Raw genomic sequence first — 13,873 nt, forward strand, 5'->3', positions numbered from 1 at the left:
ACAGTTTTTTGCTGTATTGATGACACGAATGTCACCGCGCTCGCTTTTCGTTTGCCGTCAAAGGTACCCCTTCATTGGGCTGATATGGACGTGGTCTGCCGCCTTGGTAAGGGCACCAAAGGTCTTAATCCGTCTAGGATACGGGCGGCGGGATACGTGCGGCATAGGCCTGCGCGATCTGCCCTGCCGTCGTGATCCAGATGTCATCCCGGCGCTGGGCAATATGGTTTAGCGCGCGTCGCAGCTGGCGCAGGCGAAAGGGTTGGCCGACGATATAAGGGTGCAGCGCGATGCCAAAGACCAGCGGTTGCGCGACGCTTTGATCCAGCAGTTCGTCAAAGTTGTCGATGATCATATCGGCAAACTCTGCCGCGCCGGTTTTGCGCCCGACAATCGCAGGGATGTCGTTGATTTCTTGACCGTAAGGCAGGGACAGTAGCGGGCCGGACCTTGTTCGCATCCAGACTGGCTGGTCGTCCATGCACCAGTTCATGGTGTAGCTATATCCCGCCTCTACCAGCAGATCTGGCGTCACCTCGGTCTCGGCAATCCATGGGCTAAGCCACCCCTTGGGTTGTTGCCCGGCGTGCGCCGTGATCACATCAGAGCAATGGGCAATCATCGCCGCCTCTTCGGCCTCGCTCATGCCGCTTTGGCTTTCGGAATTGGTGCGGCCATGGCCTGCGACCTCGTCCCCGCGGACGGCGTGGGCCGCCATCAGGGCGGGGGCGTAATCGTACATTTCGCTATTGGGCAGCACGGTGGCGGGCAGGTTCAGATCGTCCAGCAGATCAATCAGCCGCCACGCACCGACCCGGTTGCCGTAGTCGCGCCAAGCATAGTTCAAAACATCAGGCTCGGGTTCGGCATTACCGATCTGCGCGCCTTTTCCTGCCCCAAAGGCAAAGTGTTCATGGTTCACACCTAGATAGACCGCCAGCCGCTTGTTGCCGGGCCAGTCAAAATCGGGGCGCTGGGTGATCGGGGTGTAATCATAGCGTCCATGCGTTGGCAGGCTCATAGCGGCGCCTCTGCCAGGCCGGCACGGTCCAGCAGGATTTCCGCGCTGTCGTTCCAGATTTGCGTTTCAACGATTTTGCCGCCGCGCACCGTAAAGATGTCGATATAGCGGTTGCCGTCAAATGCGGTGCCGTCCGGCCAAGCGCCGTACAGATGCCCTGTATTATAGACGTGAACGTCGCCGGTTTCGTGATCCTGAACCGCATCGGTGCGGATGAACCGCTTTTTCACCCATGCATAGCGTTTGGCGTTGAACGCAGCCGTCTGCGCTGGCGCGGTAAAGGCGCGGCCGCCAGTAAAGGCGATCTTAAGATCTGCCGAAACATACTTGGCGGCACCCTCTGGGTCAGGGACCATCGACCGTTCTAAAAACGCCTCGACCACTTGTTTGGCCTGCGTCGCGGGGTCTGTCATTGCATCGTCCTTTCAAGCGCGGCGCGCAGGCCGTCGATCAACGGCACAGGGAAATCAGGCGCGTTGGCCGCCACGTCCACCATGCCTGCGCAGCCCAGAACAATAGCGCTGATGTCGTCTTCGGCCACCGCCTGCCGCGCCTCTGCCAATACGCGGGGGATGGCGGTGGCGGGATCGGTATCAAGGTCCAGTACCGGTACACCGCTGGCGCGCACGCGCGCGCATAGCGGGGTCAGGCCAAGGGCTGCGATGTTCCCTTCCAGCACCGGGATCGAGACGGCGAGCGTCGTTACCACGCTGAAACGGCCCAACTGCGCGGCCTTGTCATAGGCGGCCTGCCCAATCCCGATCACAGGGCAGGGGACCAGCGCACGCGCCTCGGTCAAGCCTGTGTCGTCAAAGCAGCCGATGATGATGACCGATGCACCTGCGTCATAGGCCTTTTTCACCAGCTTCAGCAGCGGCGGGATGCAGGCGGCACCGTCCTGCGGCCCTTGGATCGCGGGCGGGCCGTCATGGGATGTCCAGCCTTCGATCTGGGCATCGGGGCACATCTGGCGGGCGGTGGTCAGCAGCGTTTCGGTCATCGCTGCCGTGCTGTTCGGGTTGATGATGACGATCACAACACACCTTTACCCGCGTCCGATCCCGCCCGCGCCCGGCGGCGGTTGCCGATCAAGGCGATGGTCAGGAATACGCCGATAATGGCCAATGAAAACAACGTCGTCAGTGTCCCCAGCGCATAAAGGACCGGAGAGGTGACATTCGTTGTCATCCCGTAAATCTCGAGCGGGAGCGTGTTGTAACTGCCCGCGGTCAGCAGCGTGCGGGCGAATTCGTCGTAGGACAGGGTGAAGCCGAATAGCGCGACGCCGATCAGCGCGGGCGCAATAATCGGCAGCACGACATGGCGCAGGGTCTGCCACGGGCTGGCCCCCAGATCACGCGCCGCTTCCTCATAGCTTTTGTCGAAACGGTTGAAGACGGCGAACATGATCAGCAGGCCGAACGGCAGCGTCCACGTCAACTGCGCCCCAAAACCAGAGGTCGCCCAGTGTACCGTCAGGCCGGTTTGGCTGAACAGCAAGCCGACGCCCAAAGAGATCAGGATGGAAGGGATCACCAGCGCGGTGATGATCAGGTAAAACAGGATGCCAGAGCCCTTGAACCGGGTGCGGAACGCCAGCCCGCCCATGACCGACACGGTGACCGTCGTGACCATGACCATCAGGCCCAGCACAATGCTGCGGCTAAAGCTGCCCCAGATGTCGCCGACCGCCTGCTGCTGGAACAGGTCGCGGAACCAATAGGTCGACACGCCGCGCATCGGAAAGGTCAGGCCGCCGCCCTCGCCCTGAAACGACAGGATGCCGATGGTGATGGTCGGGCCGTAAAGGAACAGCATGAACAGCGCAAAGAACGCAGTCAGAACGTAAAATGACTTGGGGCGGGGTTCCATTACAGCTCTTTTCTTATGTCAACAAAGCGCAGCAGGATCGCGATGGTGATCAGCACGGTGGCCAGCAGGACAATCGCCGTGGCCGAGGCGCTGGGATATTGCAGCAAGGCGATATCATTAGAAATCAGGCGTCCGACGTTGGCGGACTGTGAGCCGCTCATAAAGCGGACCGTGATGAAGTCGCCCATGACAAGCGTCACGACAAAGATCGTGCCGATCATGATGCCGGACTTGGTCAGCGGCAGGATCACATTCCACAGGATCTGGCGGCCGCTCGCGCCTGCGTCCCGCGCCGCCTCTATCAGGGATTTATCGATGCGCATCATGGTGTTGAAGATCGGGACCACCATGAACAACGTATAAAGATGCACGAAGGCAAGGATCACGGCAAAGTCGCTAAACAGGAGCCAGTCCAGCGGCTCGTCCACCACGCCCCAACTGATGAGTGCGGAATTGGCGATGCCGTTGCGGCCCAGAAACGGGATCCAACTGATCATGCGGATGATGTTGCTGGTCCAAAATGGGATCGTGCACAGCAAAAATAGGGCGATCTGCCATGTCTGCGTGCGGATATGAAAGGCAAGATAATAGGCAATCGTGAACCCGATGCTAAAGGTCAGCGCCCACGTGATAATCGCGTATTTAAAGGTGTTCAGGAACACGCTGTATGTGACGGGTGATCCGAACAGAAAATCGTAATTCTCCCATGAAAAGGCGGGGATGATGCTGAACTCTGTCGCCGTCCAAAAGCTGACGACACCGATCAGGATGATCGGCAGCACAAGGAACACGGCCAGCACGATCGCCAGCGGCGACACCATCAGCCAGCCGGTCAGGTTAGGTCTTGCTTGCATCACAGCGCCTTTTGATTGGGGGTGCGGCGCGCCGATACAGGCGCACCGCGGGTTTCATCACGCGGCGATGAATTCATTCCACTTGCGGACCATGTACTGGTTTTCGTCCATGACGGAGTTCCAGCAAGCCACGGACCCCATTCGGTCATCAAAAGAGCCGCCGTCGCGCACATCGCCAGCCTGCGCCAGCGCGTCGCCGGTGGGGGATGTGATGACATCGGTGGCAGCCTTGCCTTCGAACCAATAGCCCCACTCGTTTTCGGACATGAAGTTCTTGGATGTTTCAGGCACAGCGGAATAATAGCCCTGCCGCATCAAATAACCGCCGACCCAGCCGTCCAGATACCAGTTGATGTATTCATAGGCCGCGTCACGCTCTAGCCCGGTCAGGGATTTGGACAGGCCGATACCGCCGCCCCAAGACCGGTAACCTTCTTCCAGCGGCTGATAGACACATTCGATCCCGCGCGATTTGACGGCGGTGATGGCAGGCGACCACATGGACTGGATGACGACTTCGCCAGATGCCATCAGGTTCACGGATTCATCGAAGGATTTCCAGAACGACCGGAACTGGCCGTTTTTCTTGGCTTCGGTAAAGATGCCAAGAGTCATGTCGATCTCTTCGCGGGTCATGTTGCCTTTGTCGGGGTATTTATATTCGCCCATCGATTCCACGACCATGGCCATGTCCATGATCCCAATAGAGGAAATATCGAGGATCGAAGCTTTGCCTTTGAATTCGGGGTTCAGCAATTCGGACCAATTGGTGATGGGACGCCCGATCAGATCGGGGCGGATGCCCAGCGTGTCGGCGTTATAGATCGTCGGGATCAGGGTCATCCAACCGGACTCTTCTTGCACGAAATCGGTGCCGTCCGGGCCAGAGGTAAAGCCGACCGTATGTGGCGCGGTGCCCTGTGCAATCGTGCTGCCCGGGGTCAGCAGGCCATTGCGGAAAATGCCGACGATCTTGTCGTAATTCTTGATCTTGGATGTATCCATCGCCTGCAGGTTTCCGGCGGCCCAGACCTTTTTACAGATGAAATACTCGATATCTGCGATATCAAAACTGTTCGGCTGTGTGGCGGCCCGCTGGGTCACGCTGTCCGTATCAAGCGCTGTCATCTCTAGCGTAAAGCCAAGGTCCTCTTTCACCTTGTCGGCGACGTCGTTCAGGTTTGACACGCCGGTGCCGAACTGGCGCAGGGTGATGTCCTTGATGTTCTGCGCCCAGATCATTGGTGCGCCCAGCGTGGTGCCAGCGGCAAAGGCGGCGGTGGCGGCCCCGCCTTTCAGAACGGAGCGGCGGGAAAGTTTGGTGGCTTTGGTCATGGCATCTCTCTCTGTTTTGTGGGGACGCGGCGGTTCACGCCGTCAATTGGTGAAGGTTTTTGGCATCCCAGGTCAGACCGATGCGGTCGCCGGGGTGGTGCGGGGCGTCGAAATAGGCAGCATCTGGGACAAGGGCCGTGACCTCTTGATCGCCTGCGATGCGGGACATGACACTGACGTAGGTGCCTTGATATTCGATGGCGGTGACGTGGCCTTCCATCTGGCCGCTGCCTGCGGGGGTGACGCCGACGGCGTCGGACCGGATGGCGAAATGGCCTTGGGGCAGGGCGATGACGTTATGTCCGCCCATGAATTGCGCGACGAACCGGGTCTTGGGCGCGTTAAAGACTTCGCGCGCTGGGCCAGCCTGTTCGATGACAGCATCGTTCATCACGACAATCTCGTCCGCCAGCGCAAGCGCCTCGTCCTGCCCGTGGGTGACGTGGATGAAACTGATCCCCAGCTCTTTTTGCAGGTTGCGCAATTCGGTCCGCATCCTGACCCGCAAGAAAGGATCAAGCGCTGACAGCGGCTCGTCCAGCAACAAGACCTGAGGGCGGGTGATCAGCGCCCGCGCCAGTGCGACGCGCTGCTGTTGCCCGCCGGACAGTTGCGCAGGCAGGCGGTCTGCAAGGGCAGTCAGATCGACCAGTTCCAACATCTCGGCCGCTTTGGCACGGCGTTCCTTGGCATCAACGCCCTTCATTTTTAGGCTAAAGGCGACGTTATCCAGCACGCTAAGGTGCGGAAATAGCGCATAACTTTGGAACATCATCGCTGTGCCGCGCTTGGCAGGCGGTAGATTTGAAATGTCGCGGTGCGCCAGCAGGATCGACCCTTCGGTCACGCTTTCATGCCCGGCAATCATCCGCAGCGTCGATGACTTCCCGCAGCCTGATGGCCCAAGCAAACAGGTATAGCTGGCAGGGCGAAACCGGTGGCTGACCGCATTCACCGCAAGCGCTGTGCCATAGCGTTTGGTCACGCTGACCAGCTCTAAATCTTGGATAATACCGCTCATATGGCCCCCGTGACTGCTGGGCTCAGCTAAGGGGCGGATTTGCACGCCAGCAAACAATTGCACGGATTCTAGCAGGACGAGGCGTAGCTTTGCCGCTTTTTGTCGCAGAATTGGAGGTGGGTGCTCAGAAATTAGGATGAATATTGTATACAATTAACTCAAGGATTGGTGACGATACGGTGGTTGATACTCATCACGGGCTTGCTCCGGTCTGCGGGATTCGGCAAAATAGGGCGATGATACAACCAGTTTCCGCTTCACCCAGCGACCGCGTCATGACGGCGGCGAGCCTTGCGCAGGATCTGTCTGCGGCGATTCATGCCCACCGGATCGCGCCAGGTACCAAGCTGCGAGAGGACGAGCTAAGCGACATTTACAGTGTGTCCCGCACCATCGTACGCAGTGCTTTGCAGGCGCTTGCGCATCAAAAGCTAGTTGATATTCAGCGTAACCGCGGTGCCAGTGTTGCTAGCCCTACGCCGCGCGATGCGCATGACGTGTTCGAGGCGCGGATCATGATAGAACCGCAGATGGCGCAGGCCGCGGCGCAAAAGGCGATGCCGGACGATATCGCGATTCTGCGTCAGCATATCGCCGATGAACATGCCGCCGTGCTGGCGGGTGATCGGGGGCAAGCGCTTGCGCTGTCTGGGCAATTTCACGTCGAAATCGCGCGTATGGCTGATCAATCGATCATCGCAGAATTCGTGCGGTCCTTGGTTGAACGCTCTAGCCTGATTATTGCGCTGTATTGGCGCAAGCCAAGCACGTTGTGCGAAAGCGACGCGCATCACGCACTTCTTGCGGCGCTGGCTTCGCATGATGGCCCGGCTACGCATAAATTGATGACGCAGCACTTAACTGATCTGCATAGCAGTCTTGATTTGCACATGCAGGGTTCAGAAATCGTTAACTTAAAAGACGCTTTGCGCCGATAACACCTAACCCAGTGATACCCCGGCGCAGGCGGCGGTATTGCGGATATGCGCGGCCATCGCGGCGGCAGCCTGCGCAGGGTCGTGCTGGCGCAGCGCTTCTAGAATGGCGCGATGCTCGCTGATGGATCCGCTCATCCGCGCGACAGCCGTGTTCGGAATCGGCACGCGTTGGCTTTCGGTCATCTTGTCGCGCACCGACTGATACAGCTGCCGCAGCATGGCATTCGGGCAGGCTTCCATGATCAGACCATGAAAGGTCAGGTCTGCCTCGACGTGGGTGACCAGATCGCCAGCGGTCCACGCGTCTTCGAACTGCTGCGTTGCACGGTGCAGACGGTCGGCGATCACGTCGGTTATGTGCGGCGCGGCAAGGCGGCAAAGCTCTGTTTCGATCAACAGGCGCGACTGAAACACGTCGCTGATTGTGAATTGACCGTCAAATCGCCACGATTGTTGGCCTGCGTCAGTCGATACCTCTGTCCCCGTCACAAAGGTGCCGCGCGCGGGCAGGGTGCGCACAAGGCCCAGCGTCTCTAGGGTAAGCAGCGCTTCACGAAGCGAGGCGCGCGATACCTGCAACTGTTCAGACAAGATACGCTGAGAGGGAATTTTCTCGTCCTTGGACAGCTCGCCGGACTTGATCATCTCTTGCAGCCTGCGGGCGACAGTCTGGGTGACGCTACTCTTGCCGCTCATGTGATTCATCCTGCAACTCTCGATTTGGCGCATTTTTATGCGTATAGCGCCTGATTTCCGATTTCCCCAGTGCCAAGCCTTGCCAGATGGCGATCTGTGTGCTTGCTATTGGTCAGACCGGTCTGACCGGTCAGACCAATAGTGAAGCAATATTCACATCAGCAACAGGGAAAACAGCAACATGATTTCATCGTTTAGCAAAATTGCCGCCATTGCACTGGCCGCTACCATGGGCACCGCCGCCACAGCGCAAGACCTGCAAGTCGGCGCAAACATCGGCAACGTGCCGTGGGAATTTCAGGACGACACCGGGGCCAACGTCGGGTTCGAAGTTGATCTGGTCAATGCCGTCGCCGAAAAACTGGGCCGCGGCGTGGAAATCGTGAACATCCCGTTTCAGGGCCTGTTCTCTGCCGTGCAATCGGGCCGGGTCGATATCGCCATGTCCTCGATCACGATCACGCAGGAACGCCTTGAGTCCGTGACCTTCGCCCAGCCCTATTATGACAGCGACCAGTCGCTGACCGTGGCCGCAGACGGCCCCGCGTCCTTGGATGAGATGTCGGGCAAGGTCGTCGGTGTCGATACCGGTTCCACAGGCGACATGTGGGCGACTGAAAATGCGGCTGAATACGGCTTTGCCACGATCAACCGCTACGAAGGTCTTGCGCCTGCCATGCTCGACCTCGCGGCTGGCCGGATCGCTGGCTACATCTCTGACATTCCGGCGCTGCAGTATTACGTCAAGGACAAGCCAGAGCTGAAGGTCGTCCAGCGGATCGCCACCGGCGAAGCCTATTCTATGATGTTCGCCAAGGACGCGCCGCTGGCCACCGAAGTAAACGACGTGTTGAGCGCGTTGAAAGAGGACGGCACCGTCGCTGCCCTGCATGAAAAGTGGTTCGGCGCGACCCCAGAAGACACGACATCGACCGTGACCGTCATGGATATGCCCACCTTGAACTAAGCGCCAAAAGCACGGCCCTAACCGGGGCCGTGCGACCTTGACTGAAAGACGCTCATGGACTTTTTCGACACCTTTTTGAACATGGCGGTGCTGCGCCGTAGCCTGCCGATGCTGCTGGACGGGCTGTGGCTGACGCTGCAACTGGGCGCTGCCAGTATCATTGCCGGGCTGGCGCTGGGATTAGTTGTGGCCTTGCTGGGCCTTTACGCCGTCAAACCTGTGCGCCTGCTCATGCGGCTTTATATCGACATCTTTCGGTCGATCCCGCTGCTGGTGCTGCTGATCGTCATCTACTACGCGCTGCCCTTCCTCGGCCTGCGCTTGTCCTCTTTTGCCTCTGCCATGACGGCCCTGACGCTGGTGTCGGGCGCTTACACCGCCGAGATTTTCCGCGCCGGGATCGAGGCGATCCCCCATGGCCAGTTTGAAGCGGCCGAAGCGCTGGGCCTGAACCAGCGGCAAACCATGTTCGATGTGATCCTGCCGCAGGCCGTCCGCATCGTGATCCCGCCGCTGACGAATAATTCGATTAACGTCATCAAGGACACCGCGCTTGCCTCTGTCGTCGCCATGCCGGACCTGTTGAAGCAGGCGACCCAAGCGCAGGCTTTGACGGCGAACCCCTCGCCGCTGATCGGGGCTGCGCTGATCTATATTGCGTTCCTGTGGCCGCTGGTCTTGTTCGTATCCTACCTTGAACGCCGCTATCACGGGGGGCGCCGGGCATGAGCTATGTCAGCATTCGCGATCTGCACAAATACTACGGCACCTATCACGCCCTGCGCGGCATCAACCTTGATATTGGCAAGGGCGAAGTCGTCTGCGTCATCGGCCCCTCCGGCTCTGGCAAATCAACCCTGATCCGCTGCATCAACCGGCTGGAAGACTTCGACAGCAAAAGCGAAATCCGCGTCGATGGCACTCCCGTCGTGCCGGGCCGCGCACTGGCCAAGGTCAGGGCAGAGGTCGGCATGGTCTTTCAAGGCTTCAACCTGTTCCCGCACTTGTCCGTGCGCGACAACGTCATGCTTGCCCCGCGCCGGGTGCGCGGCACGTCCCGCGCGGATGCCGCTAAGTTGGCCGATCAACTGCTTGCCCGCGTCGGAATTGCCGAACAGGCGGACAAATACCCGCAGCACCTGTCTGGCGGTCAGCAACAGCGCGTCGCCATCGCTCGCGCATTAGCGATGGAGCCGCAGGTGCTGCTGTTCGACGAGCCGACCTCTGCCCTTGATCCAGAGATGGTGGGCGAGGTGCTGGACGTGATGAAATCCCTTGCCGGAACGGGCGTCACGATGATCGTCGTCACGCATGAAATGGGCTTTGCCGCCCAAGTCGCCGACCGCGTCATATTCATGGACGGCGGCGAAGTGATCGAAACCGGCACACCGCAGCAGGTGCTTGAACATCCAACAGAATCCCGCACGCGCAATTTCCTTGGCGCCGTGCTGAACCACTAAAGACAGGCCACATTATGACAGATACACAAGACGCGCTCGACATGGGTTTCGTGCAATCCCAGTTCCCCGGCCTTGCATCGAACTGGGTGTTCTTTGACAACGCGGGCGGCAGCCAGATTGTCGGCGGCGTCGTGGATAAGATCAGCGAATTCCTGATCCACCGCAACGTGCAAATCGGCGGCAGCTATGCCGTATCCCAAGCCGCTGCCGAAGGGCTGATGCTTGGCCGCGTTGCCGCGCAAACGCTGGTGAATGCGGCCCGACCCGAAGAAATCGTCTTCGGCCCCTCGACTACGCAACTGATGCGCACGCTGGCCGCATCCATGCGCCGCCAGTTTCAGCCGGGGGACGAGATTATCGTCAGCCATGCCGACCACGAATCCAACATCGGTCCGTGGAAAGAGCTGGAAGAGTTCGGCATCGTCATCAAGAACTGGCCGCTGGACCAAGCCAGCATGACAATGCGGCTAGAGGATCTGGAACCGCTGATGACGGACCGCACAAAGTTGGTGTGCGTCCATCACGCGTCCAACATCCTTGGCTGGATCAACCCCATCCGTGACTTCGCCGATTTCGTCCATGCGCGCGGTGCGCGGCTGTGCGTCGACGCCGTCGCCTATGCCCCGCACCGGGCGATTGATGTGCAGGCGATGGACGCCGACTACTACGTCTTTAGCCTGTATAAATGCTACGGCCCGCATATGGCGATCATGTACGGCAAATACGATCTGCTGGGCGAGCTGGATGGCCAATACCACTGGTTCTATGGCAAGGACAAAATCCCCGGCAAACTAGAGCCCGGCAACCCGAATTACGAACTGGCCTACAGCACGACGGCGGTGGTTGAATACCTTGTCGCACTAGGCACCCGCCTTGGGGCCACGGGCAGCAACCGCGAAAAGCTGGAAGCCGCCTTTGACGGCATCACGGCGCAGGAAAACCTGCTGGCGGACCGTCTGCTGTCATGGTTGTCGGCCCGTAACGATTGCCATATCGTCGGGCGCGGGTTCGAGGGCGCGCAGCGCGTGCCGACCATCGCATTCCGCTTTGACGGCATGGACTCTGGCGCGATTGCCGGCGCGATGGATGCCTACGGCATTGCCATCCGCTTTGGTGATTTCCATTCGCGCCGCTTGGTCGAGGATCTGAATGAAAGCCACGACAGCGGTGTGCTGCGGGTGTCCATGGTGCACTATAACACGCTGGCGCAGGTCGATAAACTGACCGCCGCGCTGGCCGAAGTCGTATCTACCCAAGCGCTTGCATCATGAGCGCGCCGCACGATCTGGCCATCCGGGGCGGCACCATCGTCACTGCATCTGACCGTTTTCGCGCCGATATCGGCGTGCGGGACGGGCGCATCACCGACATCGCCGCCAGCATCGAAGGCGCGACAGAGGAAATTGACGCCACGGGCCTCTTCGTGCTGCCCGGCGGTATCGATGCCCATGTCCATCTGGCGCAGCCGACCTCTGACGGGACGGTCATGGCCGATGACTTTGAAAGCGGCACGCGGTCGGCGGCAGCGGGGGGCAACACCACGGTCTTGCCCTTTGCCATGCAGGTGAAAGGCACGTCACTGCGCGACTGCGTGACGGCTTACCACGAAAAGGCGGACGGCCAGTGCTATACCGACGTGTCCTTCCATCTGGTGATTTCCGACCCCACGCCGCAGGTGCTGGGGCAGGAACTGCCCGCCTTGGTGCGTGACGGATACACGTCGTTCAAGGTCTTCATGACCTATGACGATCTGGTGCTGAACGACGCCGAACTGCTGGACGTGTTCGACGTCGCCCGGCGTGAAAAGGCATTGGTCATGGTCCATGCCGAAGGCCACGACGCGATCAAATACATGACGTCCCGGCTGGAATCCGAAGGCAAAACCGCGCCCTATTATCACGCCGAAGCGCATCACCAAGTGGCAGAGCGCGAGGCGACCCACCGCGCCATCAGCCACGCCCAGCTAACCGATGTGCCGGTGATGATCGTTCACGTGTCTGGCCGCGACCCTATGGAGCAGATCCAGTGGGCGCAAAAGCGCGGCATGAAGGTCCACGCCGAAACGTGCCCGCAATACATCGCCCTGACCCGCGACGACCTAAAGGGGCTGAATATGGATTTCGAGGGGGCAAAATACGTCTGCTCTCCTCCGCCGCGTGACGCGGACAGCCAAGCTGCGATCTGGGAAGGTCTGCGCGACGGCACGTTCGAAGTGTTCTCCTCCGACCACTGCCCGTTCTTCTACGAAGGCTCGAACGGCACGGGTAAGGACAATCCAAAGGCGCGGACGTCTTTTAAATGGGTGCCCAATGGCATCCCCGGCGTTGAAACCCGCCTGCCGATCTTGTTTTCCGAAGGGGTCAGCAAGGGCCGCATTTCACTAGAGCGCTTTGTCGCGCTGACCTCGACCAATCCGGCGAAACTATACGGTCTTTACCCGCAAAAGGGTGCGTTGGTCATCGGGGCCGACGCGGATATTACGCTGTGGGATCCGGCAAAGCAGGCGGCGATCACGCAAGACAATCTGCACCACGGATCGGATTATACCCCATACGAGGGGATGCAGATTACAGGCTGGCCGGTCCGCACGATCCTGCGCGGACACACGATCATGCAGGACGGCGTAATCACCGGGACCAAAGGTGGCGGCCGCTATCAGACGCGGGGTACCAGTCAGGCGATGATCTAGGGGGCAGGGGCCCGGACGGCGCGGGTGCGGTTGGCCAACATGACGCCCGCGCAGATCAGCATCACCGCCAATGCGGTGCCGATGCTCAGCGCCTCGCCCAGCAATGGCACTGCCATCACGGCGGCAAGGGCGGGGGCAAGCGATCCGATCGTTGCCGCCTTCGCCGCGCCCAAACGGGCAATCGCGATGGCATAGGTCAGGGTCGCAACCAGCCCGGCCCCGACGCCTTGGGCAAGGATGAATGGCAGCGCATCGTGCAGACTGACATGGGCCAGATTGCTAGGCAGCACGCCGGTGGCCAGCAGCGGCGGCAGGACAAGCGCCGATGGCAGCGCCAACACCAGCGCGCAGCCCACCGGATCAAGCCCGCTGCCCCGCACGCCCAATGTATAGGTCGCCCAAAACAGGCTCGCCCCCAGCAGCATCGCCATGCCTGCCACGCTGCCCGCGGCCAAGCTGCCAGAGGCCGCGATCAAAGCCGCGACGCCCAGCAAGATCAGCGCCAAGGCGACAACGACCGACGGCTTTGGCCGCTCTCGGTACATCAGCCACGACAGAACGGCGACGGATACGGGCACTGTCCCGGCGATCAAGGCGCTGACATGCGTGGCCGATGTCTGCACCCCGCCGGACGCGGCCAGCCAAAAGAACGGCGCGCCTGCGCCGATCCCGATCATGGCCCAATTGCGCAGCGGTAAGCGGCGAAGCATGCCGATGCGTTTGGGCAAAAACGGCAGGAATACCAGCGCCGGGATGCCGGACCGGATGATCGCGACATCGCCAATCGTCAACTGGGACGCCGCCGCCGCACGGGTCGATAATGCGAACCCAGCCCAGACCAGAACGGTCACAGCTATCGCCGCGTATCCGATGATAAGTTGCAGGTGCGTGTCCCAGAAATTGACGCGCGGAAGGCCGAGGGGGTGGGGGGCGCTGTGCATGATCGTCCTGCGTGCAAAAGATGTCATTTTATACGATGAATGGATCGGCAGGTGATTGCTAATAATTGCCCCGAACGAT

At 60.1% G+C, this 13,873-nt stretch carries 15 protein-coding genes; 6 read left to right on the forward strand and 9 right to left on the reverse strand.

Going from position 1 to position 13,873, the window contains the following annotated elements:
* Positions 1-133: 133 nt before the first annotated feature.
* Genes BM131_RS03705 through BM131_RS03735 form a run of 7 tightly spaced genes read right to left on the reverse strand, consistent with a single transcriptional unit; the run spans position 134 to position 6,103 of the window.
* On the reverse strand, positions 134-1,021 hold the full coding sequence (locus tag BM131_RS03705) for a polysaccharide deacetylase family protein (RefSeq protein WP_090185822.1): 888 nt from the start codon (positions 1,019-1,021) through the stop codon (positions 134-136).
* A complete protein-coding gene (locus tag BM131_RS03710; RefSeq protein WP_090185825.1) occupies positions 1,018-1,434 on the reverse strand; it encodes a nuclear transport factor 2 family protein in 417 nt (138 codons plus the stop codon). The genes BM131_RS03705 and BM131_RS03710 overlap by 4 nt, the downstream gene beginning before the upstream one ends.
* Positions 1,431-2,057: an aspartate/glutamate racemase family protein gene (locus tag BM131_RS03715; protein WP_090185827.1), complete on the reverse strand. Its 627-nt coding sequence runs from the start codon at positions 2,055-2,057 to the stop codon at positions 1,431-1,433. The genes BM131_RS03710 and BM131_RS03715 overlap by 4 nt, the downstream gene beginning before the upstream one ends.
* On the reverse strand, positions 2,054-2,893 hold the full coding sequence (locus tag BM131_RS03720) for an ABC transporter permease (RefSeq protein ID WP_090185830.1): 840 nt from the start codon (positions 2,891-2,893) through the stop codon (positions 2,054-2,056). Before BM131_RS03720 ends, BM131_RS03715 begins: the two co-directional genes overlap by 4 nt.
* Positions 2,893-3,747 carry an ABC transporter permease gene (locus BM131_RS03725; protein WP_090185833.1) on the reverse strand — a complete coding sequence of 285 codons (855 nt, stop codon included), beginning with the start codon at positions 3,745-3,747 and terminating at the stop codon, positions 2,893-2,895. The genes BM131_RS03720 and BM131_RS03725 overlap by 1 nt, the downstream gene beginning before the upstream one ends.
* A 57-nt stretch (positions 3,748-3,804) precedes the next feature.
* Complete coding sequence (locus tag BM131_RS03730; protein ID WP_090185836.1) at positions 3,805-5,082, reverse strand: ABC transporter substrate-binding protein; 1,278 nt, start codon at positions 5,080-5,082, stop codon at positions 3,805-3,807.
* A 34-nt stretch (positions 5,083-5,116) separates the two neighbouring features.
* On the reverse strand, positions 5,117-6,103 hold the full coding sequence (locus BM131_RS03735) for an ABC transporter ATP-binding protein (RefSeq protein WP_090185839.1): 987 nt from the start codon (positions 6,101-6,103) through the stop codon (positions 5,117-5,119).
* Between the two features lie 236 nt (positions 6,104-6,339).
* Between BM131_RS03735 and BM131_RS03740 the strand changes: the two genes are divergently transcribed.
* On the forward strand, positions 6,340-7,041 hold the full coding sequence (locus BM131_RS03740) for a GntR family transcriptional regulator (RefSeq protein WP_090185842.1): 702 nt from the start codon (positions 6,340-6,342) through the stop codon (positions 7,039-7,041).
* A gap of 3 nt (positions 7,042-7,044) precedes the next feature.
* Here BM131_RS03740 and BM131_RS03745 read toward each other — a convergent pair whose 3' ends face one another.
* Positions 7,045-7,737, reverse strand: coding sequence for a FadR/GntR family transcriptional regulator (locus tag BM131_RS03745; protein ID WP_090185844.1), 693 nt, complete (start codon positions 7,735-7,737; stop codon positions 7,045-7,047).
* A gap of 181 nt (positions 7,738-7,918) precedes the next feature.
* Between BM131_RS03745 and BM131_RS03750 the strand changes: the two genes are divergently transcribed.
* Genes BM131_RS03750 through hydA form a run of 5 tightly spaced genes read left to right on the forward strand, consistent with a single transcriptional unit; the run spans position 7,919 to position 12,853 of the window.
* Positions 7,919-8,704, forward strand: coding sequence for a transporter substrate-binding domain-containing protein (locus BM131_RS03750; RefSeq protein ID WP_090185847.1), 786 nt, complete (start codon positions 7,919-7,921; stop codon positions 8,702-8,704).
* A gap of 54 nt (positions 8,705-8,758) precedes the next feature.
* Positions 8,759-9,433 carry an amino acid ABC transporter permease gene (locus BM131_RS03755; RefSeq protein ID WP_090185849.1) on the forward strand — a complete coding sequence of 225 codons (675 nt, stop codon included), beginning with the start codon at positions 8,759-8,761 and terminating at the stop codon, positions 9,431-9,433.
* Positions 9,430-10,164: an amino acid ABC transporter ATP-binding protein gene (locus tag BM131_RS03760; RefSeq protein ID WP_090185850.1), complete on the forward strand. Its 735-nt coding sequence runs from the start codon at positions 9,430-9,432 to the stop codon at positions 10,162-10,164. The genes BM131_RS03755 and BM131_RS03760 overlap by 4 nt, the downstream gene beginning before the upstream one ends.
* Positions 10,165-10,178: 14 nt before the next feature.
* Positions 10,179-11,435 (forward strand): cysteine desulfurase-like protein, encoded by a 1,257-nt coding sequence (locus BM131_RS03765; RefSeq protein ID WP_245754126.1) that lies wholly within the window; start codon positions 10,179-10,181, stop codon positions 11,433-11,435.
* A complete protein-coding gene (gene hydA, locus BM131_RS03770; RefSeq protein ID WP_090185852.1) occupies positions 11,432-12,853 on the forward strand; it encodes a dihydropyrimidinase in 1,422 nt (473 codons plus the stop codon). The genes BM131_RS03765 and hydA overlap by 4 nt, the downstream gene beginning before the upstream one ends.
* Here hydA and BM131_RS03775 read toward each other — a convergent pair.
* Complete coding sequence (locus BM131_RS03775) at positions 12,850-13,794, reverse strand: DMT family transporter (protein ID WP_090185855.1); 945 nt, start codon at positions 13,792-13,794, stop codon at positions 12,850-12,852. The two genes, hydA and BM131_RS03775, sit on opposite strands and share 4 nt — an antisense overlap.
* Positions 13,795-13,873: the final 79 nt, after the last annotated feature.

The organism is Loktanella salsilacus, assembly GCF_900114485.1.
Taxonomy (GTDB): domain Bacteria; phylum Pseudomonadota; class Alphaproteobacteria; order Rhodobacterales; family Rhodobacteraceae; genus Loktanella; species Loktanella salsilacus.

Coding starts and splice junctions, on each gene's coding strand:
- hydA (WP_090185852.1), top strand. CDS start 11,432: ATGAGCGCGCCGCACGATCTGGCCATCCGGGGCGGCACCATCGTCACT.
- BM131_RS03745 (WP_090185844.1), bottom strand. CDS start 7,737: ATGAGCGGCAAGAGTAGCGTCACCCAGACTGTCGCCCGCAGGCTGCAA.
- BM131_RS03755 (WP_090185849.1), top strand. CDS start 8,759: ATGGACTTTTTCGACACCTTTTTGAACATGGCGGTGCTGCGCCGTAGC.
- BM131_RS03720 (WP_090185830.1), bottom strand. CDS start 2,893: ATGGAACCCCGCCCCAAGTCATTTTACGTTCTGACTGCGTTCTTTGCG.
- BM131_RS03725 (WP_090185833.1), bottom strand. CDS start 3,747: ATGCAAGCAAGACCTAACCTGACCGGCTGGCTGATGGTGTCGCCGCTG.
- BM131_RS03760 (WP_090185850.1), top strand. CDS start 9,430: ATGAGCTATGTCAGCATTCGCGATCTGCACAAATACTACGGCACCTAT.
- BM131_RS03740 (WP_090185842.1), top strand. CDS start 6,340: ATGATACAACCAGTTTCCGCTTCACCCAGCGACCGCGTCATGACGGCG.
- BM131_RS03775 (WP_090185855.1), bottom strand. CDS start 13,794: ATGCACAGCGCCCCCCACCCCCTCGGCCTTCCGCGCGTCAATTTCTGG.
- BM131_RS03710 (WP_090185825.1), bottom strand. CDS start 1,434: ATGACAGACCCCGCGACGCAGGCCAAACAAGTGGTCGAGGCGTTTTTA.
- BM131_RS03750 (WP_090185847.1), top strand. CDS start 7,919: ATGATTTCATCGTTTAGCAAAATTGCCGCCATTGCACTGGCCGCTACC.
- BM131_RS03730 (WP_090185836.1), bottom strand. CDS start 5,082: ATGACCAAAGCCACCAAACTTTCCCGCCGCTCCGTTCTGAAAGGCGGG.
- BM131_RS03765 (WP_245754126.1), top strand. CDS start 10,179: ATGACAGATACACAAGACGCGCTCGACATGGGTTTCGTGCAATCCCAG.
- BM131_RS03705 (WP_090185822.1), bottom strand. CDS start 1,021: ATGAGCCTGCCAACGCATGGACGCTATGATTACACCCCGATCACCCAG.
- BM131_RS03735 (WP_090185839.1), bottom strand. CDS start 6,103: ATGAGCGGTATTATCCAAGATTTAGAGCTGGTCAGCGTGACCAAACGC.